Source organism: Bordetella tumulicola, assembly GCF_965138755.1.
Classification (GTDB): Bacteria; Pseudomonadota; Gammaproteobacteria; order Burkholderiales; family Burkholderiaceae_B; genus Bordetella_A; species Bordetella_A tumulicola.
In genome coordinates this window covers 233,082-257,817 of the sequence record NZ_CBCSFP010000004.1, presented here as the reverse complement: position 1 = coordinate 257,817, position 24,736 = coordinate 233,082, and the positions used below count along the sequence as shown (strand labels likewise).

Here is a 24,736-nt window from a genome sequence, read left to right as displayed (position 1 = left end):
TCTGAAAGCTGTTTCCGAGTAGGCCGAAGACCAACCCCGAGGAAAGCGTGATGTTCGACAAAAGCAATAACTTGAAACCCGCAACCATCATCGCCGCCTTATTCGCGGCAACGGTAGCCACCAGCGGCGTCAGCGTCTCTGCCCAACCCGCGCCGCCGCAGGCCACCGCGCCACGCTCCCAGAGCATCGCGCCCCAATGGCCTCGCAAGCTGGATTTTCATGGCACTCGCTACGAAATCTACCAGCCGCAGATTGATAGCTGGACAGGTACCCGTATCACGGGTCGCGCAGCCATTGCCACGGGCCCCACCAACGGCAATCCGACCTACGGGGTGGCGGATTTCAGCGCCGACGCCGAGGTAATAAACAAGGCCAACGACGAAGTCCATCTGACGCATTTTCAGATTTCACGCGTCCAGATTCCCACGGCGCCCGACACGGCACAAACCGTACGGGAACAATTCAGCTCGCGTCTCCCCGTCGAAATGACCGTGCGCCTGAGCGAACTGCAACTCAGCTACACCGCTTCGCGGCAATTGGCGGACTTGAAGACCGTCCAGGTCAAAAACACGCCCCCGCAAATTTTCGTTCGCACGACGCCGACCGTCTTGGTGCTGATCGACGGGAAAGCCATCTTCAAACCGGTACCGCAAGTCGAAGGCTGGCAGCGCGTCATCAACAGTCGCGCCCTGATTGTCCGTGGCCCCAACGGGGAATACCACTCGAATGCCGCGGGTTATTGGTACACGTCTCGCTCGCTGCTCGAGGGATGGCAAAGCGAATCCCCCTCGCAAGCCCTGCTCACCGTGGCCGCCGCGGCAGCCCGACAGGCGCCCGTCGATCCGTTGCTCGCCAAAGGCGCAGCACGACCGCCCCAGCCGCCAGCCATGATCGTATCCTCTGATCCCGCCGAACTCGTCCTGCTGCAGGGCCCGGCGCAGATGCGGCCCGTGCAAGGCACCAGCCTGCTGTCCGTCAATAATGCCGACCATGCGCTATTCATGCTGCCGTCGGACAACCACTACTACCTACTTGTATCCGGGCGCTGGTTCAGCGCGTCGAAACTGGACGGTACCTGGAGCTACGTGCCCGGCAACAAGCTGAATCCGGCTTTTGCCCGCATCGATATCCACGATCCCCAAGCGGGCGTACTGGCCTCGGTACCTGGAACACCACAAGCCAAAGAGGCACTCATCGCCTCGACGATTCCGCAAACGGCAACCGTATCCCGCACCAAGGCGACACTGCACGTCAACTACATCGGCGGGTCGCCCAAGTTTGATCGTATCGCCGGCACCTCATTGCACTATGCGACCAATACCTCGGTGCCCGTGATCCAGGTCACCAGCAACGAGTACTACGCCATGTCGAAGGCGGTCTGGTTCACCGCCAGCTCACCCCAGGGACCGTGGCGCGTGGCCGATTCGGTTCCCTCGTCCATTTACACCATTCCCCCCGAGTCGCCGCTGCACTACGTCACCTACGTCCATATCTATGGCTCCACACCCGATGCCGTGGTGGTGGGCTATACGCCGGGCTACCTGGGTATGGTGGTCAACCCGGACGGCACGGTGGTGTACGGCACTGGCTACGCCTATCCCCCCACTGTCGTCGACAACACGTGGGTCAGCTATCCGCCTACCTATGGGTATAACGCCGCGCTGGATACCGCGGCGGGCTTCGCATTCGGCTTTGCCGCGGCAGACATGTGGGGGCCCGAACCCTATTGGGGGCCGTACGACGGGTTCGCTTATTCGCGCGGCGTGGATATCAATCGGACCAACGTCTATGGCACATGGGGCCAAGGCGCCGTGACCCGTAGCGTCGGCTACAACGACTGGACCGGCAACGAATGGCGCACCGGCCACGCGGACGTCTACAACTCTGCCACGGGTAGCCGATTCGAGGGCTCGCGCGGCGCCGACTACAACGCTTACTCCGGCAACTATGCCGCCGGGCAGCGCGATGCCTACAAGAATACCGCGACGGGCGTATCAGGCGCCAGCCGTTCGGGTGTCGTCGAAAACGACGATGGCCAATGGCGTGCGGGGCGCCAGAGCGCCCGCACCAACAGCGATACCGGACGCACCGTCGTATCGGGTACGACGGCCACCGGCCAAGCCGGTGACGGTGCCAACAGCGTCGATCGTCGCGGGGTAGAGCATGACAGCCATACCGGCAACACCGTCGCATGGAACAACGGCAACCTCTACGGTGACCATAACGGTAATGTTTACCAGCACACTGCCGACGGCGGCTGGCAACAACATACCTCGTCAGGCTGGCAGCCCATGCAACGCAGCGATTTCTCGTCGAGCAATGCCACGGGCAACTACCTGGATGGGCAACGTCAGGCGCGTGACTGGAGCGACAATCGCAGCGACATGAGCTGGTCCGGAGGCATGGGCGGTGATCGCTTTGGCGGCGGAGACCGTTTTGGCGGCGGCGGTCGCTTTGGTGGAGGCGGCTTTGGTGGCGGTCGCTTTGGCGGACGTCGTTAATCTGCCTCAGACATCGTTATATCGACATCGATAACGTAGAAGGCGCGACCCCGAACAAGGGTCGCGCCTTTTTTAATTTTAATAGTGCACAACGCTACGGATTGATTTGCCCTCGTGCATCAGATCAAAAGCATTGTTGATCTCGTCCAGATCCATGGTGTGTGTCACAAAGGGGGCGAGCTCGATCTTGCCCGACATCGCGTCTTCGACCATGCCCGGCAATTGCGAACGGCCCTTGACCCCGCCAAACGCTGTGCCCAGCCAACGACGCCCCGTCACCAACTGGAATGGACGAGTCGAGATTTCCTGGCCCGCGCCCGCTACGCCGATCACGACCGACTGCCCCCAACCACGGTGTGCGCACTCGAGCGCAGCACGCATGACGTTGACGTTGCCGATGCATTCGAACGAATGATCGACCCCCCAGCCAGTCATCTCCACAATGACTTCCTGGATGGGCTTGTCGAAATCCTTGGGATTCAGGCAATCGGTAGCACCAAAGACTTTGGCTAGGCCGAATTTGTCGGGATTGGTGTCAACGGCGATGATGCGGCCTGCCTTGGCCTGGCGTGCGCCCTGAAGCACGGCCAGCCCGATCCCGCCCAGACCAAACACGGCGACGGAATCGCCTTCCTGGACTTTGGCCGTATTGTGCACGGCACCGATGCCGGTCGTCACACCGCAGCCCAGCAGACAGACGTGCTCGGGATTCGCATCAGGATTAATCTTGGCCAGCGACACCTCGGCGACCACCGTGTACTCGCTGAACGTCGAACAACCCATGTAGTGATAGACCGGCTGACCGTTGTACGAGAAACGCGTCGTGCCGTCGGGCATTACGCCCTTGCCTTGCGTCGCCCGCACGGCCACGCACAAATTGGTCTTGCCCGACTTGCAGAACAAGCACTCGCCACATTCGGCGGTGTAGAGCGGAATCACATGATCGCCGGCCTTGACGCTGGTGACACCTTCTCCGACCTCGACGACCACGCCCGCCCCCTCATGGCCCAGGACGACCGGAAACAAGCCTTCCGGATCCTCGCCCGAGAGCGTGAAGGCATCAGTATGGCAAACCCCGGTATGCGTAATTTTGATGAGCACTTCTCCTTTACGGGGGGGCTCGACATCAAGCTCGACGATCTGCAAGGGTTGGCCTGCGGCAAAGGCAACGGCGGCACGGGATTTCATGGATATGGCTCCGTAAAGGGAAAGCAAACTGCACAGCCAGGCTGGCAATATTGATTATTTCAAGTAAGTGCGCACCAAGGTCAGAAGCTCTTGCACGCGTTGATCATACTTATCGCCAGGCGCCGAGGGATCGCTAAAACCCTCGCGGATATGTGATTCCAGGACCTCGGACATCAGCCCATTGATCGCGCCGCGAATGGCTGCGATTTGCTGCAGCACGGGGCCGCAATCTGCGCCGGCCTCAAGCGCACGTTCCAGCGCATCGCACTGACCACGTACGCGACGCACCCTCGCGAGGGCCCGCTTTTTTTCATCAGGGGAATGAGGCATAGGTCAAAACAGGCATCAAAATATACTAGGAGGGAGTATATATCAACCCGCGCACGCACTCACGCTTCACCGTTCCGTCATAAGAAAACTCAGATCTTTGCCTCGGGATGATCTCGGCGAAACAACGTCCACTCTTCGATACGCTCGCCGCTGGGTAATACGCAAATGCCAATCTCGCCCGAGGGGGTCTGCTGGATTTCAAGCTGTCCGCCGACCTTCCCGCAATACACCGATGCCGGATTCGCCATGCCGACAGAGGGCTCATTCTGGCTTGCGCATCCCGCCAGCATGACCACACAGACGCTCAACCATTTCCTTGACACTTTATTTCTCCGTCAACCAAGACCGAAACCCAGTATATTGCGCCGCCCCTCCGATTTCATCCGCAATGCCGCCACTTTGTCCCCGTTATCCCTATACAATTTCCGATTACCCCGTTTTGACAGATAGCGCCAGCAGGTGTTAACTCCTGGATATATCGCCCTGATCGCCGGGCGGCTACCGTTTTCCTCCGACTCTTGGCATCAAAACCCGGTCGAGTCGATCGCAACATCCCCTTTGGAGCATTCATGAGCAGTTATCCCGACACTCTCCTGTTGATTGACAACGAATGGCGCGAAGCCAAAGGCAACAATCGCATTGACGTCGTCAATCCCGCGACCGGCGCCAAGATCGGCCAGGTCGCCAGTGCATCTCGCGAGGATCTGGACGCGGCACTGGCCGCAACCCAACGCGGCTTCGAGACCTGGCGCAACATGTCCGCCCACGAGCGCTGCGCCATTATGCGCAAGGCGTCGTTGATTATCCGTGAGCGTGCTGACGACATCGCGCGCCTGCTGACCCAAGAACAAGGCAAGCCGCTGACCGAGGCTCGCGTCGAAGTCAAAGCCGGCGCCGAAATCATCGACTGGTTCGCCAACGAAGCCCTGCGCGTGTATGGCCGCATCATTCCGGCTCGTAACGTCGCCGCCCATCAAATGGTGTTGAAAGAGCCCGTCGGCCCCGTCGCCGCCTTCACGCCGTGGAACTTTCCGGTCAACCAGATCGTCCGCAAGCTGGGCGCGGCCCTGGCGGCAGGCTGCTCGTTCCTGGTCAAGGCCCCCGAAGAAACCCCGGCCTCTCCTGCTGCCTTGCTGAATTGCTTCGTTGATGCGGGTATCCCCAAGGGCGTGATCGGTCTGGTGTTTGGATCGCCGGCCGAGATTTCCAGCTACCTGATCCCGCACCCGATCATCCGTAAGGTGACCTTCACGGGCTCCACCCCGGTCGGCAAGCAACTGGCCGCCCTGGCGGGCCAGCACATGAAGCGCGTCACGATGGAGTTGGGCGGCCACGCCCCGGTGATCGTCGCCGAGGACGCCGACGTCGAATTGGCCGTCAAGGCCTCAGGCGCCGCCAAGTTCCGCAACGCCGGCCAGGTCTGCATCTCGCCGACCCGCTACCTCGTGCACTCGTCCGTCAAGGCCGACTTTGAAAAAGCCTTCGTGGCGCACGCCGAAAACCTCAAGTTGGGTGATGGCCTGACCGATGGCACGACGCTGGGTCCGCTGGCCAATGACCGCCGCCTGGTCGCCATGGACAAGATCGTCAAGAACGCCCGCGAAAAAGGCGCACGGGTCATGACCGGCGGGGAACGCGTGGGCACGGCCGGCAACTTCTTCTCGCCGACCATTCTGTCCGACGTACCACTGGACGCCGACATCTTCAACGAAGAACCTTTCGGCCCCATCGCCGCGATCCGCACCTTTGAATCGCTGGACGAAGCCATCAACGAGGCCAACCGCCTGCCTTTCGGCTTGTCGGCCTATGCCTACACGCGTTCGTTCAAAAACGTCAACGAACTCTCGCGTCGCCTGGAAGTCGGCATGGTCTGGATCAACCAGCCCGCCACACCCTCGGCTGAGTTGCCGTTCGGCGGTGTGAAGGACTCGGGCTACGGCTCCGAAGGCGGCCCTGAGGCGCTCGAAGCCTATCTGGTCACCAAGGCCGTATCGGTCGTCGGCGTCTAACGTCTAAAGCCCTAAACAAACCGCCCCCCGCTCGGTCGTCGAGCGGGGGGCGGTTTGCGCTAATAGGGCGGAAAATCAAGCAATCACATTACCTGAATCTGATCCACATCGAACTCTATGCCGTGGCGATCACGATCGACTTCGCTACACAATTCGACCATGAGTTTGTCGTCGATTTTGACGACGGCGTCCTAATTGGTGGTGATATTTCGCTCTTTAATGAGCTGACTCCAGCGCTGACGTTCCTTGTCCTCGAATGCGGCAAGGTCTTTGCCTGTGAGCGTGCCCGCGGTGGCGCCCAAGGCCGCCAGTTGCGCCTTCACGTCCGCACTGGCCAGTGCCTGGGTCGCGGCGTCGATCAACTTTGCCTGCACGTCATAGGGCGTGCCAGCCGGGGCATACAGCGCAAACCAGGCCGTTACGTCGAAATCCGCGATCCCGGACTCCACGACCGTCGGGACATCGGGTAACGACGATGACCGCTCTGCGGAGGTCACAGCCAGCGCGCGGACGCGAGATCCATCCTTTAGCTGACTGATCGTGCTGGGCAAATTGTCCATCAGTACATCGATCTGTCCGCCGATCAACGCAGGCATCGAGCCCGACACACCTTTGAACGGCACATGCAGCATCTCGATATCGGCGGCCTGTTCGAGATACGCGCCGGTCAAATGCACCGACGACCCGACGCCAGGCGATCCATACGAAATGGGCTTGTCCTTGCTGGCTTTGGCTTTGCCGAAAAGATCCTGCATCGTCTTCAGCGGCGAGTCCTGGCGCACCGCTATCACATTCGGCGTCGTCAGTACCATGGCCAGAGAGGCGAAATCTTTAGCCGGATCGTACGGCATGTCGTGATAGAGGAACTGGTTAATGGTCTGCGTGCCAATCGTCCCCATCGCAATGGTGTACCCATCGGGATCCGCGCGCTTGAGCATCCCCATGCCGATGCTTCCGCCCGCGCCCGCACGATTGTCGACGACAATCGATTGCTTCAGATAGGGTCCCATCGCTTGGGCAATAGTCCGCGCCGCCAAGTCGGTCGTCCCTCCTGCCGGGTAGGGAACAATTAACGTAATCGGTCTGTCAGGATAGGTATCCGCATGCGCAGCCATCGCCGCGCCGCCAATGGCGATTGCACCCAAATATTTATATAGCCGAGTCAATTTCATTGTCTGTGTCTCCATCCACCTGATGCTAGTTGGGAATGCTCGTACGTCTTGCCAAATCGTACGAGACGTATATCACCGGAATTGATTCTCGGGCCGCCCCTTACACCATCAGTTCGATCAAGAACGGCGTCTGTTTTCCAAAGCTGCTCTTCATCAGATCACCGCACTGCTCGAGTGTCGTGGCACGGGCCGCCTCTACGCCCATCCCGTTGGCCAGGCTCACCCAATTGAGCGACGGATTGCCAAGATCCAGCATGCTCATCGCGGTGTCACCCGGCGTCGCACCGACATTTTTGTACTCATTAATCAGAATGTTGTATTTGCTGTTGTTCAGAATGATCGTCGTGCACGGCAACTGCTCGCGGGCTTGCGTCCAAAGCGACTGTAGCGAGTACATGGCGGACCCATCCGCTTGCAAACTAATCACGCGCCGTTGCTTCTGCCCGCCGATCGCCGCTCCCGTCGCGACGGGCAGCCCGTCGCCAATCGCGCCACCCGCCAGATGCAACCAATCATTCGCGGGCGCGGCGTGGCTAAACTTATAGAAACCACGACCAAAAGAAACACTCTCGTCCGAGACGATGGAATTCTCAGGCATTAACGCAGCGACTGTCTGGGCCAGGCCTTCAGGCGTGGGCGTCCCCGTCGCGATCTCTGGACGTGGACCGGGATCAGGAATCTCGACCTCGGGGGCATTCAGGGCAGACACCAGTGCTTGCAACGCCGCAACAGGGTCTTGATCGGGCCGGGACAAGACATGCAATTGTGCATCCGGTGCGTATTGCTCCGACGGCAACCCTGGGTAACCAAAGAAGCCGACTGGACCCTTGGCATTCACGAGAATAATGTGCTTGAAGCGCTCGAGCGCCTGGATGGCCGCCTCCATGACATACGGCGTGCGCTCGAGCTGCAGACGTCCGCGACCGCGTGCCACATGGCCCGTGACAAAGTCCCCCATCAACGTGGCGCCCGTCGCTTGCGCCACGCGCCATGCCAGGGGTTGAGCCTCGCTCAACGTGGCGGGACCGCCCAGCAGGATCAGGGTATCGGCGCCCTTGGCGCGCAGCGTCCGAGCCACATGCTCGACCGCATTGCCGTCCACGGGTGGCGTGGCGGGCACACTGATCCGCGTACCGACCACACCGCCTTCGTTCCAGGACACGTCGGCGGGCAGAATCAGCGTGGCGATCTGACCCGGATAAACTTGGGCTGCCGCAACGGCCTCTGCTGCGTCCCGGCCCAGATTCGCGCTCAGCGTGCTGGCACGCACCCACTGTGACACCGTTTGCGCCATCCCCGTCGTGTCTGCTGTCAGCGGCGCATCAAAGGGGCGGTGATAAGTCGCCTGATCGCCCACGATATTGACGATGCCGCTGCGCGCACGGCGCGCGTTATGCAGGTTAGCCATGCCGTTGGCCAGGCCCGGGCCGCAGTGCAGCAGCGTGCAGGCGGGCTTGCGGGCGATACGGAAATACCCATCCGCCATGCCGGTCACCACGTTTTCCTGAAGACCCAGGACACACTTCATGCCCGGCACTTGATCCAAGGCCGCCACAAAATGCATCTCGCTCGTGCCGGGATTGGCAAAGCACGTATCAATACCTGAGGCAAGTAACGTTTGAACCAGGCTTTTGGCGCCATTCATTGGGATATCTCCAGGACTCGTTTGTTGAACAGACAATCTTGTACCGCATAACCGCTATGGGCAGTGCAGTGAAAACTTACCACATGGCGAGTTCCTCGGTGCGCGCTGCACAACAATAGTCGCGTTGCGCATGTGCATTGCCAACATGCCGCTTATCGATAAAAAAAGCTGAATGATCATTCAAAACAATCAACTGGACTGACCGCGAGACGCCTCCTAACCTGTCCGTCATAAGAACGACATCGACGGAGACATATCATGAATAGGCAGTTGAAATGGGCCCTTGCTGGACTCGCGAGCGTCTTCACGCTCTGCGCGGCCGTCACATCCCCCTTGGCTAACGCGGCGTATCCGGACAAGCCGATCAAGCTCGTCGTCCCTTTCTCGCCCGGAGGCGGTGCCGATAGCTTAGCCCGACCACTGGCCGACAAACTGGGACAACGACTAGGCCAGCCGGTCATTATCGAGAACAAGAGCGGAGCAAGCAGCAATATCGGGACAGCATACGTCGCCGGCGCAGCCCCCGATGGCTACACCCTGCTGATTAACACTGATGGTATCGCGCTGGCTCCGTTGCTTTATCGCAAGCTCGGCTACGATTTCTACCGAGATTTGTCGCCCATCACTTACGTCGCCAAGTCACCCCTGGTTTTTGCCAGCAATAAGAAACTGCCGGCCTCGAACCTGCAGGAATTCATTGCGTTGGCTCACCAAAAACCCGACACATTGAACTTTGCCAACCCGGGACTCGGCACGCCGCATCATCTCGCTTTTGAGCTTTTCGCCCGCGAGGCGCAGGTGCAACTAGGGGAAGCCATTTATCGTGGTGGCGGCCCTTCGTTAGTCGATGTGCTCGGCGGCCATGTGCAAGTAGGCATGTTCACGTTAGGCGCGGTGCGTGGCAACATCAAAACGGGTGATCTGACGCCACTAGCGGTCATGACCTCCGAACGCACATCCCTGGCCCCGGACATTCCCACCATGGTCGAGTCAGGCCTGCCCAAGGCCCACCTGGAATTGGGGTTCGTCGTCCTGACGCCCGCCAAAACGCCGCGAGCCGTTGTCGATCGCTTGCATAAAGAGATTGACGCCGTCGTTCGCGACCCGGATTTCGTTTCCATCCTGAATCAGCAGGGCTATGAGCCCTACGCCACCACCCCGCAACAAACTAGCGAGGCATTGCGCAACGAGTACGAGCGCTGGAAGCCCATTCTGGAAGCCTTGAAACTTCAACTCGATTGATCCACGTCGCACTCATCCTCAGTTAATCAACGCCAATTTCCGTTTTAATCCCAAGGAGACGTTCCTCATGCAGCTCATCAATCCCGGCCACGAACCCAATCCTGCAACCGTCCGCGACAATGCACGACGTGTTTTCAATATGGCGCGTGCCGGCGGCGTTTGCGTTATCCCGTTTGACGTTTCCTACGCGATCTTCGCCCACACGGCCCGCGCAGTTGAACGAATCTATGAACTCAAAAACCGCAGCAGCGCAAAACCCAATGGCATATTGGGAAACTGGGACACATTCAGCGAAGTCATCGAGTGCGAGCAGTTGGACCGGGATATCGTGAAATGCATCACCATCGACCACGATATGCCCCTGTCCATCGTAGGCACCTATCGACCCGATCATGACTTCCTGCGCACCGTCGAGTTTGGCGCATTACGCCGCTCGACCAAGGGGCCGACCATGGATCTGCTGATGAATGCAGGCTCCCTGCACCGGGAACTGGCTCGTCTGTCTTTTGAATCCAGCTCACCGATGATGGGCTCGTCCGCCAATGTCTCTCTCAAAGGGAACAAGTTCGAGTTGAATGATATCGAGCCCGAACTCTTGAACCACGTCGACATCGCCGTCGACTACGGCCGCTGCCGATATGCGAACCCTCATTTTGTGGGCAGCACCATCATCGAAATGGGCACGCGTCGAATCCTGCGTTTCGGCTGCCTGTACGAAGAAATCCAGGCCATTCTGAGCAAACAGTTTTCTCTGGACCTGCCAAATCGCCCCACCGAAGGCAGCATGAGCCTGGTATAGCGCATTCCCGCATGCGCTTCGGAAAGTGGTATTCCTGAGCGCAGGCAATCAACATAAAAAATACTCAGGAGACAATGCAATGAGTTCGCCGTTCACGACTAACGATCTATCCGTTTACACGTATCCCGCTGGGCTGCAGCGTGCCGTGCGCAATACCCTGCGCCGCATGCTGGCTGGCGCCCTGGTGTTCCTGGCGGCGACCGCTGGCCCGGCCATAGCGGCAACGAACGGCGACGGTTTTCCGTCCAAACCCATTCGCCTGATTGTGCCGTACGCTGCCGGCGGAGGCACCGATGCTTTTGCCCGGCTGGTGGGCGAATCACTAGCCAAACAGACGGGTCAGTCCGTCATCGTAGAAAACAAAGTGGGAGCAGCCGGTTTGGTGGCGGGAGCCGCCGTCGCCAATGCGTCGCCAGATGGGTATACGATATTGATAGACCAATCCTCGATCGCCTATCAGCCACTTCTGTATCCAAAGGCAGCGTTCGACGTGCGTCGCGACCTTGCGCCAATCATCCTGGGGGCAACACTAGACAACGTGCTCCTGGTAACGCCGAGCTTTCCTGCCAAATCGGTAGACGAAATGATAGCGCTCGTGCGTAGCAAGCCGGATGCTTTCAACTACGCATCCACGGGTATCGGCACACCACAGCATTTAGCCATGGAAGTACTCAAGCGAGATGCTGGAGACTTGAAAATCCAGCATGTCCCCTACAAGGGAGGCAATCCCGGGATCGTCGCCACCAGCACCGGTGAAGTCAACATGTTCTTCATCAGTGTCTCGACAGCATTGCCATTTATCGAATCGGGGCGCGTGCGCGCTGGCCAGCGGAGGTAAGCAGCGTTCAACCATGCTGCCAGATCTGCCAACCTTCGCAGAGTCAAGCTTGAAGACATTTCAGGCGACGGGTTGGCTAGGATTCTTCGCGCCGGCCAAGACCCCTCCAGAGATCATCGCGCGCCTGAACTCCCTATTCGAAAAGGCTTTACAGGATGACGCAACCCGCGAAGCCACCGCCAAACAAGGGTTTGAAGTCGCGGGAGGTTCGTCCAAACAGTTTTCTCAACTGTTGGCTGACGACCTGGCGGTATACGGCCCGGTGATCGAGCAATTGGGTCTGGCGTCCCAATAAGCATCACGTGGCCAACGACGTACGGCTGAGGCGCACCGCGCTATGATGGATCGCACTGTGTTGCTGTCAGGTTACATCCCGCATGTACCTCAAGCTGATCTGCGAGTCCCTATGAGCGTTACCCTGCGCCAACTGCGTGTCGCTGTCGCGGTCGCCACACACCTGAATTTCAGGCGTGCGGCCGAGACCGTCCACTTGTCGCCGCCGGCCGTGTCCGCGGCGATTGCGGAATTAGAGCAGGCATTAGGGATTGTGCTGTTCGATCGCAGTTCCCGGGAGGTACACCCTAGCGCAGCGGGCGCAAGCTTCTTGCAGGGGGCCGCGCGCCTATTGGCTGACTACGACCGACTGCTGTGCGACGCGACGCTTACGACTCAGGCACGTCGTGGCCGTGTCACCATATCTTGCGTGGCGTCACTGGCAGGCCGCGTCATGCCACTCGCCTTGAAAGCATGCAGCGAGCGCTACCCTGAGTTGGAAATCGACATACTTGATGATGTTGCCAGCCAAGTCACGGTATCGGTACGCGCGGGCGGGGCGGATTTTGGGTTAGGCGTAAAACCCGACACCGAAAGTAGTGCAGTGCTTTTTACCCCACAGGCGGAAGATCCCTTCTTTCTGGTTTGTGCTCGCGAACACCCGTTATCGACGAGACGCAGGGTCACATGGAAGGATCTCGCGGGCGAACGGCTCGTCCTGCCTGCCAGTGGCAGCGGGACCTGGCAGATCGTCAACGACCAACTGGTACGCGCACACGTCAAACTGCGCGGGAAAACACCGGTTTCTCATATATCGACGGTGTACGGGATGGTAGAAGCAGGCTATGGCATCAGCGTATTACCCGCCACGGCCCTACCTGCCGCAGGTCATCCGATTTTGACGGCTGTTGCCATACATGGGCCGCGATTGTGCCGCATACTGGGTATCTATCAACGGCGCGATCGATCTTTATCACCGGCGGCACAAACGGTGTTGGACTTGGTGCTGGAAGCATTAGTGGAACTGGCTCCGGCGAAGTTCGATACTCGACGTTCAGAACCCGTATAACTGCGCCGGATTGTGCACGAGGATCTGGTCACGCACGGTTTGTGACGGACACCAGTCATCCAGCAGCGCAAGCAGGCCCCGGTCATCAGGACGCTGCTCCTGACCGGGATGCGGCCAGTTACTGGCCCACAGGCAGCGTTCGGGATAGTGGTGCACCAGTGCTTCGGCCAACACGCCGACATCACGATACGCGGGCGCACCCAAACGAGAGGTTTCGTACATTGCCGAGAGCTTGACCCAGACGCGGCCGGTGTCCAGGAGTCGCCGCAATGCGGCAAAAGCCGGATCTTGTGGAGTAACGGGCTCGAGAAATTTCCCCACGTGATCGATCACCACGCGGCACGGTTGTTGGGTAATCAAGCTTTCGTAATCGGGTAGCGTGCGGCCATCCAACTGCAGATTGATATTCCAGTCCAGGGCGGCGATACGCCGCGCGGCGGCGGGTAGGTCATCCCACGTCATGATGTTGCCGCTATTGGGCACCATCTGAAACCGGACCCCTACGACACCAGCGCTTGCCAGCGACGCCAGTGTTTCGTCCGTCGCCTCTCCAGGCATGGAAATGACAGCGCGTGCGGACCCGTTTGCGGCTTGCAGGGCATCCAGCGTGCAGCGGTTGTCAAAACCATAACCCATCGGCTGCACGATCACGCAACGGGTGATTCCCAACTCGCGGCGCAACGCGAGATAGTCGGTCCAAGTGGCCCGTGGGGGCGAAACAGGCGATGTTTGCGGCAGCGGATACGCGTCCAGATCATAGATGTGGAGGTGGCAATCGCAGCCGTCTGGAGGGACTGGCCAAAGGGTTTGAATCATGAAGCCTCCGCCCGCGTCACGCTTTTGGCAATAGCAGTCCGAAACGATCTCGGGCTCGAATGGCATAGGGCGCGTTGACACAGGGCGCGGGCATCTGCCCGGCAATCAGCGCCTGCACTTGTCGCACCGAGTCCATGGCCTGATGCTCCGACGCCTGCGGCGTGAGTCCGCCGACATGCGGTGTCGCGATGACTTTGGGATGCCCCGCCAGCCCCATCGCCGGCATTTGATCCGCAGCAGATCCCACGTCCAGTGCGCACCCTGCAATCAAGTTGTCTTCCAACGCCCGCAGCAAATCGTGCTCGTTGACCAACTCGGCACGAGATGCGTTGATAAAGTAGGCCGATGGTTGCATCTGTTGCAAGCGAGCCAAGTCAATCATATGCGTCGTCGCCGCAGTCGCGGGTGCCAGGCACACCACAAAGTCGGACTGTGCCAACAACGTGTCGAGCGAGCACTGCTGCAGGTCAGGCGCATTTTCAGCAGTGATGTACGGGTCGTTAATGATCAGTTTCATGCCAAAGCCGCGCGCCAGCTTGGCCAAATACTGGCCTATCGTGCCATAGCCGATAATGCCCAGCGTGGCACCGCGCAACTCTCGTCCCATCAACGGCAACGGCGCACGACCATGATGGTAGGCATACGATGCCCTGTCGATGTGCCGCGCCAGACTGATCATCATGCCGATGGTCCACTCGGCAACCGATGCGCCAAAGCCCGGCGTGGCGCGCGTCACGAGGATCCCCAGGCGATTGGCGCACTCAAGATCAATATTGCGAATATCCACGGCCACTCGGCATACGGCAGCCAAGTCAGGCAATGCCTGCATCAATTGGGCGTCGATCGGCGGGACGCGAAAACTGACCAGAATCTCGCAATCACGCGCTTGACGGATGATGTCTTCGGGCGATGTGTCTTCATCGCTATCGTGAAAACGCACATCACCCAACGACGTCAATTGTTGCAATGCGCGTTCACCATAGTAATGATGCAGCGCGGCGCGGTTATGCGTAAGAAAAATCCGGGTCATGATTTTTGAGGCGTGGCGTTGGATTGAAAAGGTTTACCGGGCTCGGACACTGATTGCCGCTCGACAAGCCGTGGGGGAAAACTGAACTCACGCGGCGGCATGTCGGATGCATTGACGCGCGCGATGGCCTGCTCGACCATGGTTTCGGCAACCTCACGCACGGGGGTCGCCACCGTTGTCAGGGGCGGCCAGACGTACTCGGAGACCGCGACGTTATCCATGCCAACCACCGAAACATCCTCCGGGATAGACAAACCGCAGTGCCGTAACCCTGCCATCACACCGATCGCGGTCATATCATTGACCGCCACCACCCCGGTGGGTCTTGGCGACAGCGCGACGATTTTCTGCGCGGCTTCAAAGCCCAATTGACCCAGTTCGTTATCGCCAAATCGCGAGCCGCCGTCGATTTCGATGATCTGCGCGGAGCACTCTGTCGCTGATTCTTTCGCGGCCGCTAAAAAACCCTCGACTTTTTCTCGGCGGCTGATCGTCGCCCCTTTGGGTTTGACGAACGCCAGATGCCGGTGCCCGTGCTCGATCAAGTGATTCGCTGCCAGGCGACCTGCCAGGCGGTTGTCCGGTAAAACGTGATCGTGCTTGGTGGGCTTGGAGGGATCGATACCCAAGTCATAGCTGACAACCGCCAGCCCCTTGTCAATCGCCGCCTCGATATGCCGCTCGTCATTGAGCGACGAAATGACAATGACGGCCCGGATACCCAGGCCGATCAGATCATCAAGCATCTTGGCTTCGAGATGTTTGTCGCGGTAGGTGTTGCACACCAACACCCGGTAATTGTGCCTGGATTGCGCCACGGCCTCGATGGCGACCGCCATTTGGCCGAACGACGGATTGGACATAGAAGGAACCAATAAACCCAGAATCGGGAGATGGCCGGTCTTCAGGTGCCGGGCCATTTGATTGGGACGGTATCCCAGCTTGTCGATGGCCTGTTGAATGCGGACGAAGGTGTCCGGACGCATCCGTTCGGTTCGGCCGTTCAACACGTTAGACACCGAACTGATCGAGACGTCAGCTAACCGGGCGACATCCTGGATCGTTGCCATCAGGCTCCTCGTTTCGCAAATAAATGAATCGTTATAGTAAATCGTTTTATTGACTATATCATGGCTCAAAAAAATAACTCTGTATCGTTTTTTTCTATCAAAATCATCCTGTTTAAGGATATTAGGGTAATGCCTAATAGCTGATTACTGTCGCAAGAAATCAGGTCGTGATAAGGTATTGGTAAAACGATCTACTAAAACGATATATCTAATTCTGACAGACCTTGACTCAATCACAGGAGGAGACACGATGAGATCCCTTTTGCCCCGTTTTCGCACCCAACCGCTGTTGGCTGCCCTGCTAGCTACCGCAGCGCTTGCCGTTGCGCCGACCGCCCACGCCGATGACAAAAAAGAGTGGAAAATTTCCCACTCGGCCCACGGTGACATTACGTCCGAACACCATATCGTCGCCTGGGTGTTCAAAAACTACCTCGAAGACCACTCGGATACCTTGTCCGCGCGTATCTACCCGAGCAGCGCATTGGGCGATGAGCGTGCGGTATTTGAAGCGATGCAACTCGGTGCCGGCGCCACCTGCGCCGTGGCGGGGACCGCTATCCTGAATAACTTCTCTAAGCGCGTCGGCGTCATTGATCTGCCGTTTCTCTGGAAAGATTATGACCACATGAACCGCGCGCTGGACGGTAAGGTCGGCGACGAAATCGCAGCCGATCTCGAGAAATCCGGTTTCAAGGTGCTGGCCTGGACGACCAACTGGGGGGCACGTAACATCGTCACCGCCAACAAGGCAATCAACACCCCCGAAGACCTCAAGGGCCTGAAAATTCGTACCATCCAGAGCCCCGTCTATGTCGAAACCATCAATTCGATGGGCGCAAACGCGACACCGATGTCGTTTGGAGAGGTCTACACCTCCATGCAAACCGGTGTGCTCGACGGTTTCGAACACGGCTCTGCCGTGGTTGTCACCAACAAGTTCTACGAAGTCGCCAAGAACCTCGCCATCACCAATCACTTCCTGGGCCCCGCGGTCTTTGCCTGCTCGTTGAACGAGTGGAATAAGCTCAGCGACGCACAGAAAAAAGTAGTGATGGACGGCGCCAAGCTGGCCGGTGACGTCAACCGGGCGCTCGCACCGATCCGCGAACAAGAGGCACTCGAGTTTCTGCGCGCGAAAGGCATGACCATCACGACGGTTGACACCACCGAATTCCGCGAAAAAGCCCAAGGGCTGCAAGACAAGATCGCCAAGGACGTAGGCGGCACTGAACTGCTGACCGAAATTCGCGCGGTGCAGTAACACCCACGACGTTTCACTTGCGGCCCGGCTCCCAGCCGGCGCCGCGCCCATTCGCCGTCATTAGCCTGATACCGTTTCGCTATTCCGAGAAGCCGATGCGCTACATCAACAAGTTTGTCGAGGCCCTGATTACCCTGCTGTTCGCGGCCATCGTCATCGCTGGAACACTGCAGGTCTTTAACCGTTTTGTGCTGAACGTATCGTTGAGCTGGAGCGAAGAATTTCAGAAATTCGCCTTCGTCTGGCTGGTCTTTCTGGCGATTCCCATCGCGTACAACCGCAGCGCGCATTTGCGGGTCGATACTTTTTTTGAGCGGTTCCCAGCAAAAATGCAACGTGCCATGCTTTGGGTCATCGACTTACTCTGGATAGGTCTGGGCCTTTCGTTGATGGCCTACACCTGGCGCTTGATGCAAGTCACGAAATATCAGCTCAGCCCGGGTTTGGGCATCAGCATGTCGCTGGTCTACGCGGGTATGGTGATCGGCGGCGCCTATCTTGTTCTCTGCGTCGTCGCCACGATGGCCGCGCGCCTGAAGTCTGAGGAGCGCCCATCATGACGCTGATTATTATCTTCGCGGCCATGCTGGTGCTGGTGTTCTTCGGCATCCCTATTCTGTTGTCTATCGCATCGGTCAGCCTGGCCGGCGCGATGATCATTCCGGGCCTCGTACCGGCCTTGGTGCCACAAAAAGCCTTTGCCATGCTGGACTCGTTCAGCCTGCTGGCACTGCCCTATTTCATCCTGGCAGGCGCCATCATGACGCGCGGCGGGTTGAGCGCCGGACTCATCGAGTTCTCGCAGTCGTTGGTCGGACATATACGCGGCAGCCTGGGGCATACCGCGGTGGTGTCATGCACGGCCATGGCCAATATTTCGGGATCCTCGACGGCGGAAGCCGCGGCCGTCGGCTCGGTGATCATTCCGGCCATGAAAGAGCGCGGCTACAAGCCCGGTCTGGCGGCGGCCATCGTCGCCGCGGCCTCCACGATAGGTCCCATCATCCCGCCCAGCATGACCATGATTGTCTACGGATCCATCACCGGTGTATCCATCGGCGGACTGTTTATGGCGGGCGTGGTGCCTGGCATCATGATCGCGACGCTATTGATGGTCGTGATCTACGCACTGTCTTATCTGCCGTCCAATGCGGCGCTACGCGTCACGCAACCGCGCTCGTCTCTGAAGCAGATCTATCGGGAGACCCTGCGCGTCTGGCCCGCCTTGCTCGCGCCCGTGGTCATCATGGGGGGGATCCTCAGCGGAGTATTCACCGCCACCGAGGCCGGTGTGGTGGCATGCGTATATAGCCTGCTTGTCAGCATGATCTGGTATCGCAAGCTGAAATGGAAGGATATCCCCAGCGTCGTCGTCGACGCCGCGGTGACGACCGCCATGGTCGCCGGGGTACTTGGCATGGCCGGTGTCCTGGGCTGGCTATTGAGCTATCTGGATTTCAACGACACCGTATTGGCCGCGCTCAAGGGTGTCACGGATAGTTCGCTGCTGATGCTGGTCTTGCTCACCATCATCATGCTGATCCTGACCATGATACTCGACGGGCTCGCGGTGGTTGTCGTGATGGTGCCCACGATCGTGTATGTCGGGAGCGCCTTTCACATTGATCCGCTGCAACTCGGGATCATCATGGTGATGATTACGCAGATCGGCGGGCTTACTCCTCCTGTCGCCATCTTGCTATTCATCACGACCAGCATTGCAAAGATCCCGTTCGCCCAAGGGGTTCATGCGGTCTGGCCGTTGCTCGGCGTGATCGTGCTGGTGATGGTCTCAATCATGCTGATTCCCGAGATCGCCACCTGGCTGCCTCATCAGGTCATCGGCGGAAATTAAAGCCTGATCATCGTCGATTTTTGAGTATCGCGTCACGGCGCGATACTTTTTTCGTGGTCCCGAGACGGAGATATCGGTCTCGTAACCGGCGGGCAACCTGAGGCAATAGCGCACCGAATACGTGTCCGCTACGCAGAGATGCTCGTCGTTGGCGATCACCCCCCCTGACGGCGCGTCACTAAAGCGCAACGTCACAAAGGGCTTGCCCGCATCCGGTGCATCGTTGAACACAATCTGCAGCGATTCGCCCTGCGCAAGAAACCGATAACTGCGCGTGCACCGAACCGTCTGGCCATTGTGCAGCGTCAACACCCCCTCTTCGCGATAGAGGAGCGCGTCCTGGGCAAGCCGCGAGAATTGCGCGCGCCCCTGCATGACTGCCCCCTCAGCCTCGATGCTGCGGCTCAGTCGCCACGCCCCTTCGAGCATGTCCAGCAGATCGGAAACATTCATCGTCGTGCCTGTGTTGATTCACGCATAAAAAGCGCCATGTGCTGGCCCTCCCAGAGCAGGCTTCTCATGAGTGGCTCAATCATAGCCGCGCGGGCCTGCTGATCCGTTCAATAACACTATCCAGGTAACAGGGATTACCGTTCGGCATATACTTTCGCCAAGTCTTCTGGAGCTATTTTATGTCTACCTCATCCCCCGTCCTGCGCGTCGGCATCGCCGGCTTTGGCGCGATCGGCCAGTCCATTGCCGCCAAACTCGACGCAGGCGTCCCTGGCGTGCAACTGGTTGCCCTTGGTGTTCGCGATGTCGAGAAAGCACGTAACGCGTATACCTTTGCACAGCCCGTCACGTATACCGACATCGATCATCTCGTAGAGCACTGCGATGTCGTCGTCGAATGCGCACCCGCTGCCCTGTTGCCACGCATCGCCGAACCGGTACTCAAGGCGGGCAAGAAACTGCTAGTACTGAGCTCAGGCGCACTGCTGCTGAACGAGCACCTGATCGAGATCGCTCGTGAACACGGCGGACAGATCATCGTCGCCACCGGTGCCCTGCTCGGTCTGGATGCGGTCACCGCGGCGGCCGAAGGCAAGATCAACGAAGTGCGCATGGTCAGCCGCAAACCGCCGCGCGGCTTTGCGGGCGCCCCCTACGTCGTCCAAAACAACATCGACCTCGATGCCATCACCGAGCCCACGATGATTTACACGGGCACCGCACGCGAAGCCGCGTCGGGCTTTCCCGCGAATCTGAACGTCGCCGTGTCCCTGTCGCTAGCCGGTGCCGGACCTGATCGCACGATCCTGGAGATCTGGGCCGACCCTACCGTGACGCGTAATATCCATCGCATCGAAATCGATGCGGAAGCCGCCAAGCTGAGCATGGAAATCCAGAACATCCCTAGCGAAAGCAACCCCCGGACCGGCCGTATCACGGCGTTGTCCGCCGTGGCAGCGCTGCGCAAGATGGTGTCGCCGTTGCGTATCGGGACTTAAACGGCCGCGCAAATGGCTACCAAAACGGCCACCTAAGCGACCACCCACAGCTGCTGGGTCGGACATACGGGTGATGCCAGCACTCAGCCAGCGCTGAGTGTCGGCGTCACGCCACCCGAAACCCGTGTGTGCCGTCGCGTCCCAACTGCTCGACCAGTCCGTACTCCCAATCCAGATAGGCCTGCATAGCGCTCGGCGGGGCGTCGGTCCCTTCGTAAGGTCGTCGATAGCGATCCGTGCGAGCGGACGCCAAGTGCGTCTCGCCTTGTTCGAGGGGCAACCCCGCCTCCTGCCACGCGCGGTTGCCGCCCTCCAGAACATAAACCGGTGCGTCCGTCAGGCGCTGGGCGTCATGCGCCGCACATTGCGCGAGCGCGCCCGAACCACACGTAAATACATAGCGCTGCGCCTGGCCCATGGTTTTCAGTGCCGACGCCAATTGCGCGCGTATCGCGAACCAGGCGCCCGGAATATGCCCTTTCACGTACTGTACACTCGGTGCCAGATCCACGACCCGGATGTCTTCGTCAAATTCCAGCCACTGCTCCAGCACCTCCGGCGTGACGGACGGTACTTGGGGCAGCGCGGGCTCCGCGCGGCTCCAGGCACCCGATACGTCCCCGCCAACAGGCGGGTCTACCACATAGACCTCCCACCCCATCTGCGCCAGCCACGATCCACTCATTGATGCCCGAACGCCATCGTCATCGGCCAGGACAATTCGTGCACCACGCACCGGCGCGCGGTGATCGGTTTCTTGAACCAACTGGCCACCCGGCGCCGACGCAAACTCGGGCAAGTGCCCCGCCACGTATTCTTCGGGTGTACGCACATCGAACCGGTAAAGCGTACGTTGCGCATCCTGCAAGCTCGCTACATCCTCAAGACGGATACGCCGCACGCCTGCTAAATCCGCCACGCGGCGCGCATCCGCCTGCGCCGCCACACGAGTGTCGTCCGACACCTCGCCGTAGTGGCGTGTCGCACCGTGATCGAGGTCCTGGCCGGCGAGTTTCCAACCTATCGTGCCATTGCGTAGCGCGGCGACCTTATTAGGGATGCCAGCATTGACCAAGGATTGCGCGCCAATGATGCTGCGTGTGCGGCCCGCACAATTGACAACCACCCGTGTCGCCGGATCCGGCGCCAGCTCTCGAATCCTTAAAACGAGTTCTGCGCCCGGCACACTGGTGGCCGTCGGAATACTCATGGTGTTGTACTCGTCGTACCGGCGCGCATCGACAATGACCATGTCCGCCTTGTCGTCAATCAGCTGTTGCACTTCCTGGGCGCTGAGCGACGGCGTATGACGATGAAACTCGACATACTCGCCAAACGCCTTGCTCGGGACATTTACATCGCGAAAGATCTCTCCGCCCGCAGCACGCCACCCCTCAAGCCCGCCCTCCAGGGCAACGACATCGCTATAGCCAAGCGACCGCAGCACCTGCACGGCGCGGGGCGCCAGATCGCCGGACGCATCATGGCCGTACACCACGATGTGTGTGTCTTTCCTGGGAATGCGCTCCCAGGCGTCCAGCTCGAGCCGCCCCAGGGGAAAATTAGCGGCCCACAGCGGGTGCTCCTGCGCGTAGGGGTCTTCTTCACGCACGTCGATCAATGCGATCTCTCGCCTGGCCAGCAGCGTCTCGCGGACATCGTGAAAGGACACCGTGGGAATGGGTGCTGTCGCTTGCGTCACGCTCATTGTTTCTTCAACTCTTTGGATAGATCCCAGATATTGGGAAGGGTCGTATTGTGATAGCCCGAAACAAAGGGCTTGCGCGCCCCCTCGTCCGTATAAACGTTGCGATTCACCGCGCCAATATTAGCGCCGTAGACATGAATACTGATCGATACCCTGTCGTCGTAGGCGTTGGAGACGCGATGCACATCGCCTACTGTCGGGGACACCGCCTCGACTTGCCCCGGCGTCAACCTGACGGCCTCACCCGCCATCCGAATACCGGATGAAGCATCCAGCGCATAGGGCTGAGAGGTCTCTGCGCCCCTCAACATCCCGATCAAGCCCCATACGGTATGGTCGTGGATGGGAGTAAGCTGCCCGGGGCCCCAAACAAAACTCACCACAGAAAAACGCTGCGCCGAATCCGCGTGCAACAGGTACTGACGATAAAAATCGGGGTCTGGCTGCGCGTACTCGTCCGGCAACCAATCGTCCTGCGAGACCAACTGCCCCAGTAGTGCGCCGCCTTCGCGCAAAATGGTGGGTTCATCAGGATGGCGCGCCAATAGCTCCGCAAAACGGATCACGAATGTACGCAACGCAGCAATAGGGGTCGTCGTCGACGGATGGTTCATAGTGACAGGTTGCTCGTCCCGGCAAGATGGATCGGTATACCGATAGACTATCGCATAACCAGCCCGCCATCGACAAACAATACCTGCCCCGTCATGAACCCGCTCCAATCAGACGCCAGAAACAGCACGGGCCCGGCGACATCCTCGGGTCTGGCGATACGCCTGAGCGGGGTGGCGGCGATAAGGGACTCGCGAAACGACTCCTGGGTCTCTCCACTCGAATCGGTGGGATACACCAGGCCCGGCGCGACACAATTGACCCGTATGCCAAACGGCCCAAGCTCGGAGGCCAAATTGCGACTAAAGGCGACCAACGAGGCTTTGGCTGTGGTGTAGTCGTGGTACGGCACCACGGGATGTTCAACCAGATTGGTCGAGATATTGACGATACAGCCCTGGGCGCGCAACTTGAAATGCGGCAGCGCGGCGCGGCACACGTTGAATGCCGCGCCGACCGCACCGTCGAATTGCGACTGATAGTCCTGCCAGCTCAGCGCATCAAAACGCGTGCGGCGGCGCGGATCAAAGGCATAGTGCCGCAAGGCATTGTTAACCACGACGTCAAGACGTCCAGTCTCTTGCACGATACCGTCGATCATGTCGCGCACGGCGTCCTGCGCACCCACATCAGCCTGTACGGCCCAGGCGTCTGCGCCCACCGCCAGACATTGTGCGACGACAGCGTCGGCAGCGACCGTATTGCTTAGATAGTTGATGACGACCGTCGCGCCCTCCCGGGCGAAGCTGCGCGCGATCTCTGCGCCGATACCGCGACTGGCGCCCGTGACCAACACAACTTTGCCTGCGAACTTTGGGGTAGCACTCATATCACGGCTCCGGCAAAAAGCCTGTATCGACGACGCTGGCCACGTCGATGGGATGTTGGATGAGGCCCAAGTCCCGATACGCATCGGCCGCGCGCTGCAAAAGGCCCAGATCGAACGCGCCCAACACGCGCTGAGCGCCATCGGGCCCGGGCGGCGCGATGGCCGCGTCATTGCGCAACAGGATGACGCCCAAGTTTACCTCTCGATCTCTGCCATCGATCGCACGCCGGGTCGCCAGCGTAGCGGCCTCTTCAGGTTGGGCCTGCATCCATGCCGCACTATCGCGATAGGCCCGCAGGAAGGTTCTCAGCAAAGGCTTTTTCTGCTGATAGACCTGCTCGCGCACGACGAAAAGATCGCTGGACACATTGATGTAGTCACGGACTTCCATCACGTTCACCTCACCCACTCCACGACGCCGGCCCACGAGCAATCCGGTATCGGTCGCCGCCGTGGCATCGACTTGACCCTGCAGCAACGGGGCGAAATTCAACACGCCCGTCACGACAATCTCGACGTCGGCCTCCGTCAGGCCCGCCTGGTGCAGCAGCACCAGCAGGTTCTGGCGCGTCCCGCTGGACAGGCTGTAGACACCGATGCGCTTGCCCTTCAGATCCTGGGGGCGCGTGATGTTGGCAGACTTGAGCGACACGACGTTAAAGACGTTCTGGGGATAAATGTCATAGATCGCGCGCAGTTTCTCGCCTTTATCCAGTGCCATAAAGAATGAGCCGGGGTCGGTAAAGGCCACGTCTGCCTGACCGCTCAAGATATTACGGATCGCGTCGCCGCCGCCCGCGCCGGGCAGATAAACGAGCTCCACACCCTGCGCCTTAAAAAAACCCTTGTCGGGCTCGACCAGCAGATTCGTGATCTCGGAGATGGGCTTGCTCCAACCGGCCAGCGTGATCGTCCCCGACGCCGCAGCTTGAGCGCGGACAAGGGGGGCAACGAGCGACGTGACGGCAAAACCCGCGGCGGCTGCCAGCAGCGCTCGACGAGAAGGAGACGGATACATGGAAAACTTCCTGAAAA

The 24,736-nt window shown here is 59.4% G+C and carries 22 protein-coding genes and 1 pseudogene; 10 read left to right on the top strand and 13 right to left on the bottom strand.

Features of this window, described 5'->3' with window-relative positions; all coding sequences use genetic code 11:
• The first annotated feature begins 50 nt into the window (after nucleotides 1-50).
• Nucleotides 51-2,501: a carbohydrate-binding family V/XII gene (locus ACNAZS_RS13720; protein WP_415790139.1), complete on the top strand. Its 2,451-nt coding sequence runs from the start codon at nucleotides 51-53 to the stop codon at nucleotides 2,499-2,501.
• 78 nt (nucleotides 2,502-2,579) lie between these two features.
• Here the strand turns inward: ACNAZS_RS13720 and ACNAZS_RS13715 are convergent, their stop codons facing one another.
• The 3 genes from ACNAZS_RS13715 to ACNAZS_RS13705 form a co-directional block, all read right to left on the bottom strand.
• Nucleotides 2,580-3,689 (bottom strand): S-(hydroxymethyl)glutathione dehydrogenase/class III alcohol dehydrogenase, encoded by a 1,110-nt coding sequence (locus tag ACNAZS_RS13715; protein ID WP_415790137.1) that lies wholly within the window; start codon nucleotides 3,687-3,689, stop codon nucleotides 2,580-2,582.
• A 54-nt stretch (nucleotides 3,690-3,743) separates the two neighbouring features.
• Nucleotides 3,744-4,019 (bottom strand): formaldehyde-responsive transcriptional repressor FrmR, encoded by a 276-nt coding sequence (gene frmR / locus ACNAZS_RS13710; RefSeq protein WP_415790136.1) that lies wholly within the window; start codon nucleotides 4,017-4,019, stop codon nucleotides 3,744-3,746.
• A gap of 89 nt (nucleotides 4,020-4,108) precedes the next feature.
• The gene (locus ACNAZS_RS13705; protein WP_415790133.1) at nucleotides 4,109-4,342 is read right to left on the bottom strand and encodes a putative hemolysin; all 234 of its coding nucleotides are present in this window, start codon (nucleotides 4,340-4,342) and stop codon (nucleotides 4,109-4,111) included.
• 246 nt (nucleotides 4,343-4,588) lie between these two features.
• Here ACNAZS_RS13705 and ACNAZS_RS13700 point away from each other — a divergent pair, with 246 nt between their 5' ends.
• The gene (locus ACNAZS_RS13700) at nucleotides 4,589-6,028 is read left to right on the top strand and encodes an NAD-dependent succinate-semialdehyde dehydrogenase (RefSeq protein ID WP_415790131.1); all 1,440 of its coding nucleotides are present in this window, start codon (nucleotides 4,589-4,591) and stop codon (nucleotides 6,026-6,028) included.
• Nucleotides 6,029-6,219: 191 nt separating this feature from the next.
• On the opposite strand, the gene ACNAZS_RS13695 is transcribed toward ACNAZS_RS13700, so the two are convergent.
• Both ACNAZS_RS13695 and ACNAZS_RS13690 read right to left on the bottom strand, forming a co-directional pair.
• Nucleotides 6,220-7,200, bottom strand: coding sequence for a Bug family tripartite tricarboxylate transporter substrate binding protein (locus tag ACNAZS_RS13695; protein WP_415790129.1), 981 nt, complete (start codon nucleotides 7,198-7,200; stop codon nucleotides 6,220-6,222).
• A 100-nt stretch (nucleotides 7,201-7,300) separates the two neighbouring features.
• Nucleotides 7,301-8,845 carry an acetolactate synthase large subunit gene (locus ACNAZS_RS13690; RefSeq protein ID WP_415790127.1) on the bottom strand — a complete coding sequence of 515 codons (1,545 nt, stop codon included), beginning with the start codon at nucleotides 8,843-8,845 and terminating at the stop codon, nucleotides 7,301-7,303.
• 258 nt (nucleotides 8,846-9,103) lie between these two features.
• Here ACNAZS_RS13690 and ACNAZS_RS13685 point away from each other — a divergent pair, with 258 nt between their 5' ends.
• The 4 genes and pseudogenes from ACNAZS_RS13685 (at nucleotide 9,104) to ACNAZS_RS13670 (ending at nucleotide 13,066) form a co-directional block, all read left to right on the top strand.
• A complete protein-coding gene (locus ACNAZS_RS13685; RefSeq protein ID WP_415790125.1) occupies nucleotides 9,104-10,087 on the top strand; it encodes a Bug family tripartite tricarboxylate transporter substrate binding protein in 984 nt (327 codons plus the stop codon).
• 67 nt (nucleotides 10,088-10,154) lie between these two features.
• Nucleotides 10,155-10,886 carry a Sua5/YciO/YrdC/YwlC family protein gene (locus tag ACNAZS_RS13680; RefSeq protein ID WP_415790123.1) on the top strand — a complete coding sequence of 244 codons (732 nt, stop codon included), beginning with the start codon at nucleotides 10,155-10,157 and terminating at the stop codon, nucleotides 10,884-10,886.
• A 79-nt stretch (nucleotides 10,887-10,965) separates the two neighbouring features.
• A pseudogene (locus tag ACNAZS_RS13675) lies at nucleotides 10,966-12,019 on the top strand (tripartite tricarboxylate transporter substrate binding protein).
• Between the two features lie 42 nt (nucleotides 12,020-12,061).
• Entirely contained in the window at nucleotides 12,062-13,066 is a 1,005-nt protein-coding gene (locus ACNAZS_RS13670; protein WP_415790121.1) for a LysR family transcriptional regulator, read from the top strand.
• On the opposite strand, the gene ACNAZS_RS13665 is transcribed toward ACNAZS_RS13670, so the two are convergent.
• Genes ACNAZS_RS13665 through ACNAZS_RS13655 form a run of 3 tightly spaced genes read right to left on the bottom strand, consistent with a single transcriptional unit; the run spans nucleotide 13,052 to nucleotide 15,982 of the window.
• The gene (locus ACNAZS_RS13665; protein ID WP_415790119.1) at nucleotides 13,052-13,882 is read right to left on the bottom strand and encodes an amidohydrolase family protein; all 831 of its coding nucleotides are present in this window, start codon (nucleotides 13,880-13,882) and stop codon (nucleotides 13,052-13,054) included. The genes ACNAZS_RS13670 and ACNAZS_RS13665 overlap by 15 nt on opposite strands.
• A gap of 16 nt (nucleotides 13,883-13,898) precedes the next feature.
• Nucleotides 13,899-14,912, bottom strand: coding sequence for a hydroxyacid dehydrogenase (locus ACNAZS_RS13660; protein WP_415790117.1), 1,014 nt, complete (start codon nucleotides 14,910-14,912; stop codon nucleotides 13,899-13,901).
• The gene (locus ACNAZS_RS13655; protein ID WP_415790115.1) at nucleotides 14,909-15,982 is read right to left on the bottom strand and encodes a LacI family DNA-binding transcriptional regulator; all 1,074 of its coding nucleotides are present in this window, start codon (nucleotides 15,980-15,982) and stop codon (nucleotides 14,909-14,911) included. The genes ACNAZS_RS13660 and ACNAZS_RS13655 overlap by 4 nt, the downstream gene beginning before the upstream one ends.
• A 250-nt stretch (nucleotides 15,983-16,232) precedes the next feature.
• Between ACNAZS_RS13655 and ACNAZS_RS13650 the strand changes: the two genes are divergently transcribed.
• From ACNAZS_RS13650 to ACNAZS_RS13640, 3 genes are all read left to right on the top strand, one after another.
• Nucleotides 16,233-17,246: a TRAP transporter substrate-binding protein gene (locus ACNAZS_RS13650; protein ID WP_415790113.1), complete on the top strand. Its 1,014-nt coding sequence runs from the start codon at nucleotides 16,233-16,235 to the stop codon at nucleotides 17,244-17,246.
• 95 nt (nucleotides 17,247-17,341) lie between these two features.
• Nucleotides 17,342-17,806, top strand: a complete 465-nt coding sequence (locus ACNAZS_RS13645; protein WP_415790111.1) for a TRAP transporter small permease — start codon at nucleotides 17,342-17,344, stop codon at nucleotides 17,804-17,806.
• Nucleotides 17,803-19,101: a TRAP transporter large permease gene (locus ACNAZS_RS13640; RefSeq protein WP_415790109.1), complete on the top strand. Its 1,299-nt coding sequence runs from the start codon at nucleotides 17,803-17,805 to the stop codon at nucleotides 19,099-19,101. The genes ACNAZS_RS13645 and ACNAZS_RS13640 overlap by 4 nt, the downstream gene beginning before the upstream one ends.
• Here the strand turns inward: ACNAZS_RS13640 and ACNAZS_RS13635 are convergent.
• Nucleotides 19,039-19,554: a DUF6314 family protein gene (locus ACNAZS_RS13635; RefSeq protein ID WP_415790107.1), complete on the bottom strand. Its 516-nt coding sequence runs from the start codon at nucleotides 19,552-19,554 to the stop codon at nucleotides 19,039-19,041. The genes ACNAZS_RS13640 and ACNAZS_RS13635 overlap by 63 nt on opposite strands.
• Before the next feature lie 179 nt (nucleotides 19,555-19,733).
• On the opposite strand from ACNAZS_RS13635, the gene ACNAZS_RS13630 reads away from it, so the two are divergent.
• Entirely contained in the window at nucleotides 19,734-20,552 is an 819-nt protein-coding gene (locus ACNAZS_RS13630; protein ID WP_415790105.1) for an aspartate dehydrogenase, read from the top strand.
• A 106-nt stretch (nucleotides 20,553-20,658) separates the two neighbouring features.
• Here the strand turns inward: ACNAZS_RS13630 and ACNAZS_RS13625 are convergent, their stop codons facing one another.
• The 4 genes from ACNAZS_RS13625 to ACNAZS_RS13610 are packed head-to-tail and all read right to left on the bottom strand — an operon-like array spanning nucleotide 20,659 to nucleotide 24,719.
• A complete protein-coding gene (locus ACNAZS_RS13625) occupies nucleotides 20,659-22,260 on the bottom strand; it encodes a rhodanese-related sulfurtransferase (protein ID WP_415790103.1) in 1,602 nt (533 codons plus the stop codon).
• Complete coding sequence (locus ACNAZS_RS13620) at nucleotides 22,257-22,874, bottom strand: cysteine dioxygenase family protein (RefSeq protein ID WP_415790101.1); 618 nt, start codon at nucleotides 22,872-22,874, stop codon at nucleotides 22,257-22,259. Before ACNAZS_RS13620 ends, ACNAZS_RS13625 begins: the two co-directional genes overlap by 4 nt.
• 47 nt (nucleotides 22,875-22,921) lie before the next feature.
• Nucleotides 22,922-23,701 (bottom strand): SDR family oxidoreductase, encoded by a 780-nt coding sequence (locus ACNAZS_RS13615; RefSeq protein ID WP_415790099.1) that lies wholly within the window; start codon nucleotides 23,699-23,701, stop codon nucleotides 22,922-22,924.
• A 1-nt stretch (nucleotide 23,702) separates the two neighbouring features.
• Nucleotides 23,703-24,719 carry an ABC transporter substrate-binding protein gene (locus ACNAZS_RS13610; protein WP_415790097.1) on the bottom strand — a complete coding sequence of 339 codons (1,017 nt, stop codon included), beginning with the start codon at nucleotides 24,717-24,719 and terminating at the stop codon, nucleotides 23,703-23,705.
• Nucleotides 24,720-24,736 lie beyond the last annotated feature (17 nt).

Coding starts and splice junctions, on each gene's coding strand:
- ACNAZS_RS13690 (WP_415790127.1), bottom strand. CDS start 8,845: ATGAATGGCGCCAAAAGCCTGGTTCAAACGTTACTTGCCTCAGGTATT.
- ACNAZS_RS13700 (WP_415790131.1), top strand. CDS start 4,589: ATGAGCAGTTATCCCGACACTCTCCTGTTGATTGACAACGAATGGCGC.
- ACNAZS_RS13610 (WP_415790097.1), bottom strand. CDS start 24,719: ATGTATCCGTCTCCTTCTCGTCGAGCGCTGCTGGCAGCCGCCGCGGGT.
- ACNAZS_RS13630 (WP_415790105.1), top strand. CDS start 19,734: ATGTCTACCTCATCCCCCGTCCTGCGCGTCGGCATCGCCGGCTTTGGC.
- ACNAZS_RS13640 (WP_415790109.1), top strand. CDS start 17,803: ATGACGCTGATTATTATCTTCGCGGCCATGCTGGTGCTGGTGTTCTTC.
- ACNAZS_RS13665 (WP_415790119.1), bottom strand. CDS start 13,882: ATGATTCAAACCCTTTGGCCAGTCCCTCCAGACGGCTGCGATTGCCAC.
- ACNAZS_RS13635 (WP_415790107.1), bottom strand. CDS start 19,554: ATGAATGTTTCCGATCTGCTGGACATGCTCGAAGGGGCGTGGCGACTG.
- ACNAZS_RS13620 (WP_415790101.1), bottom strand. CDS start 22,874: ATGAACCATCCGTCGACGACGACCCCTATTGCTGCGTTGCGTACATTC.
- frmR (WP_415790136.1), bottom strand. CDS start 4,019: ATGCCTCATTCCCCTGATGAAAAAAAGCGGGCCCTCGCGAGGGTGCGT.
- ACNAZS_RS13655 (WP_415790115.1), bottom strand. CDS start 15,982: ATGGCAACGATCCAGGATGTCGCCCGGTTAGCTGACGTCTCGATCAGT.
- ACNAZS_RS13695 (WP_415790129.1), bottom strand. CDS start 7,200: ATGAAATTGACTCGGCTATATAAATATTTGGGTGCAATCGCCATTGGC.
- ACNAZS_RS13715 (WP_415790137.1), bottom strand. CDS start 3,689: ATGAAATCCCGTGCCGCCGTTGCCTTTGCCGCAGGCCAACCCTTGCAG.
- ACNAZS_RS13625 (WP_415790103.1), bottom strand. CDS start 22,260: ATGAGCGTGACGCAAGCGACAGCACCCATTCCCACGGTGTCCTTTCAC.
- ACNAZS_RS13645 (WP_415790111.1), top strand. CDS start 17,342: ATGCGCTACATCAACAAGTTTGTCGAGGCCCTGATTACCCTGCTGTTC.
- ACNAZS_RS13615 (WP_415790099.1), bottom strand. CDS start 23,701: ATGAGTGCTACCCCAAAGTTCGCAGGCAAAGTTGTGTTGGTCACGGGC.
- ACNAZS_RS13650 (WP_415790113.1), top strand. CDS start 16,233: ATGAGATCCCTTTTGCCCCGTTTTCGCACCCAACCGCTGTTGGCTGCC.
- ACNAZS_RS13670 (WP_415790121.1), top strand. CDS start 12,062: ATGATGGATCGCACTGTGTTGCTGTCAGGTTACATCCCGCATGTACCT.
- ACNAZS_RS13660 (WP_415790117.1), bottom strand. CDS start 14,912: ATGACCCGGATTTTTCTTACGCATAACCGCGCCGCGCTGCATCATTAC.
- ACNAZS_RS13680 (WP_415790123.1), top strand. CDS start 10,155: ATGCAGCTCATCAATCCCGGCCACGAACCCAATCCTGCAACCGTCCGC.
- ACNAZS_RS13720 (WP_415790139.1), top strand. CDS start 51: ATGTTCGACAAAAGCAATAACTTGAAACCCGCAACCATCATCGCCGCC.
- ACNAZS_RS13685 (WP_415790125.1), top strand. CDS start 9,104: ATGAATAGGCAGTTGAAATGGGCCCTTGCTGGACTCGCGAGCGTCTTC.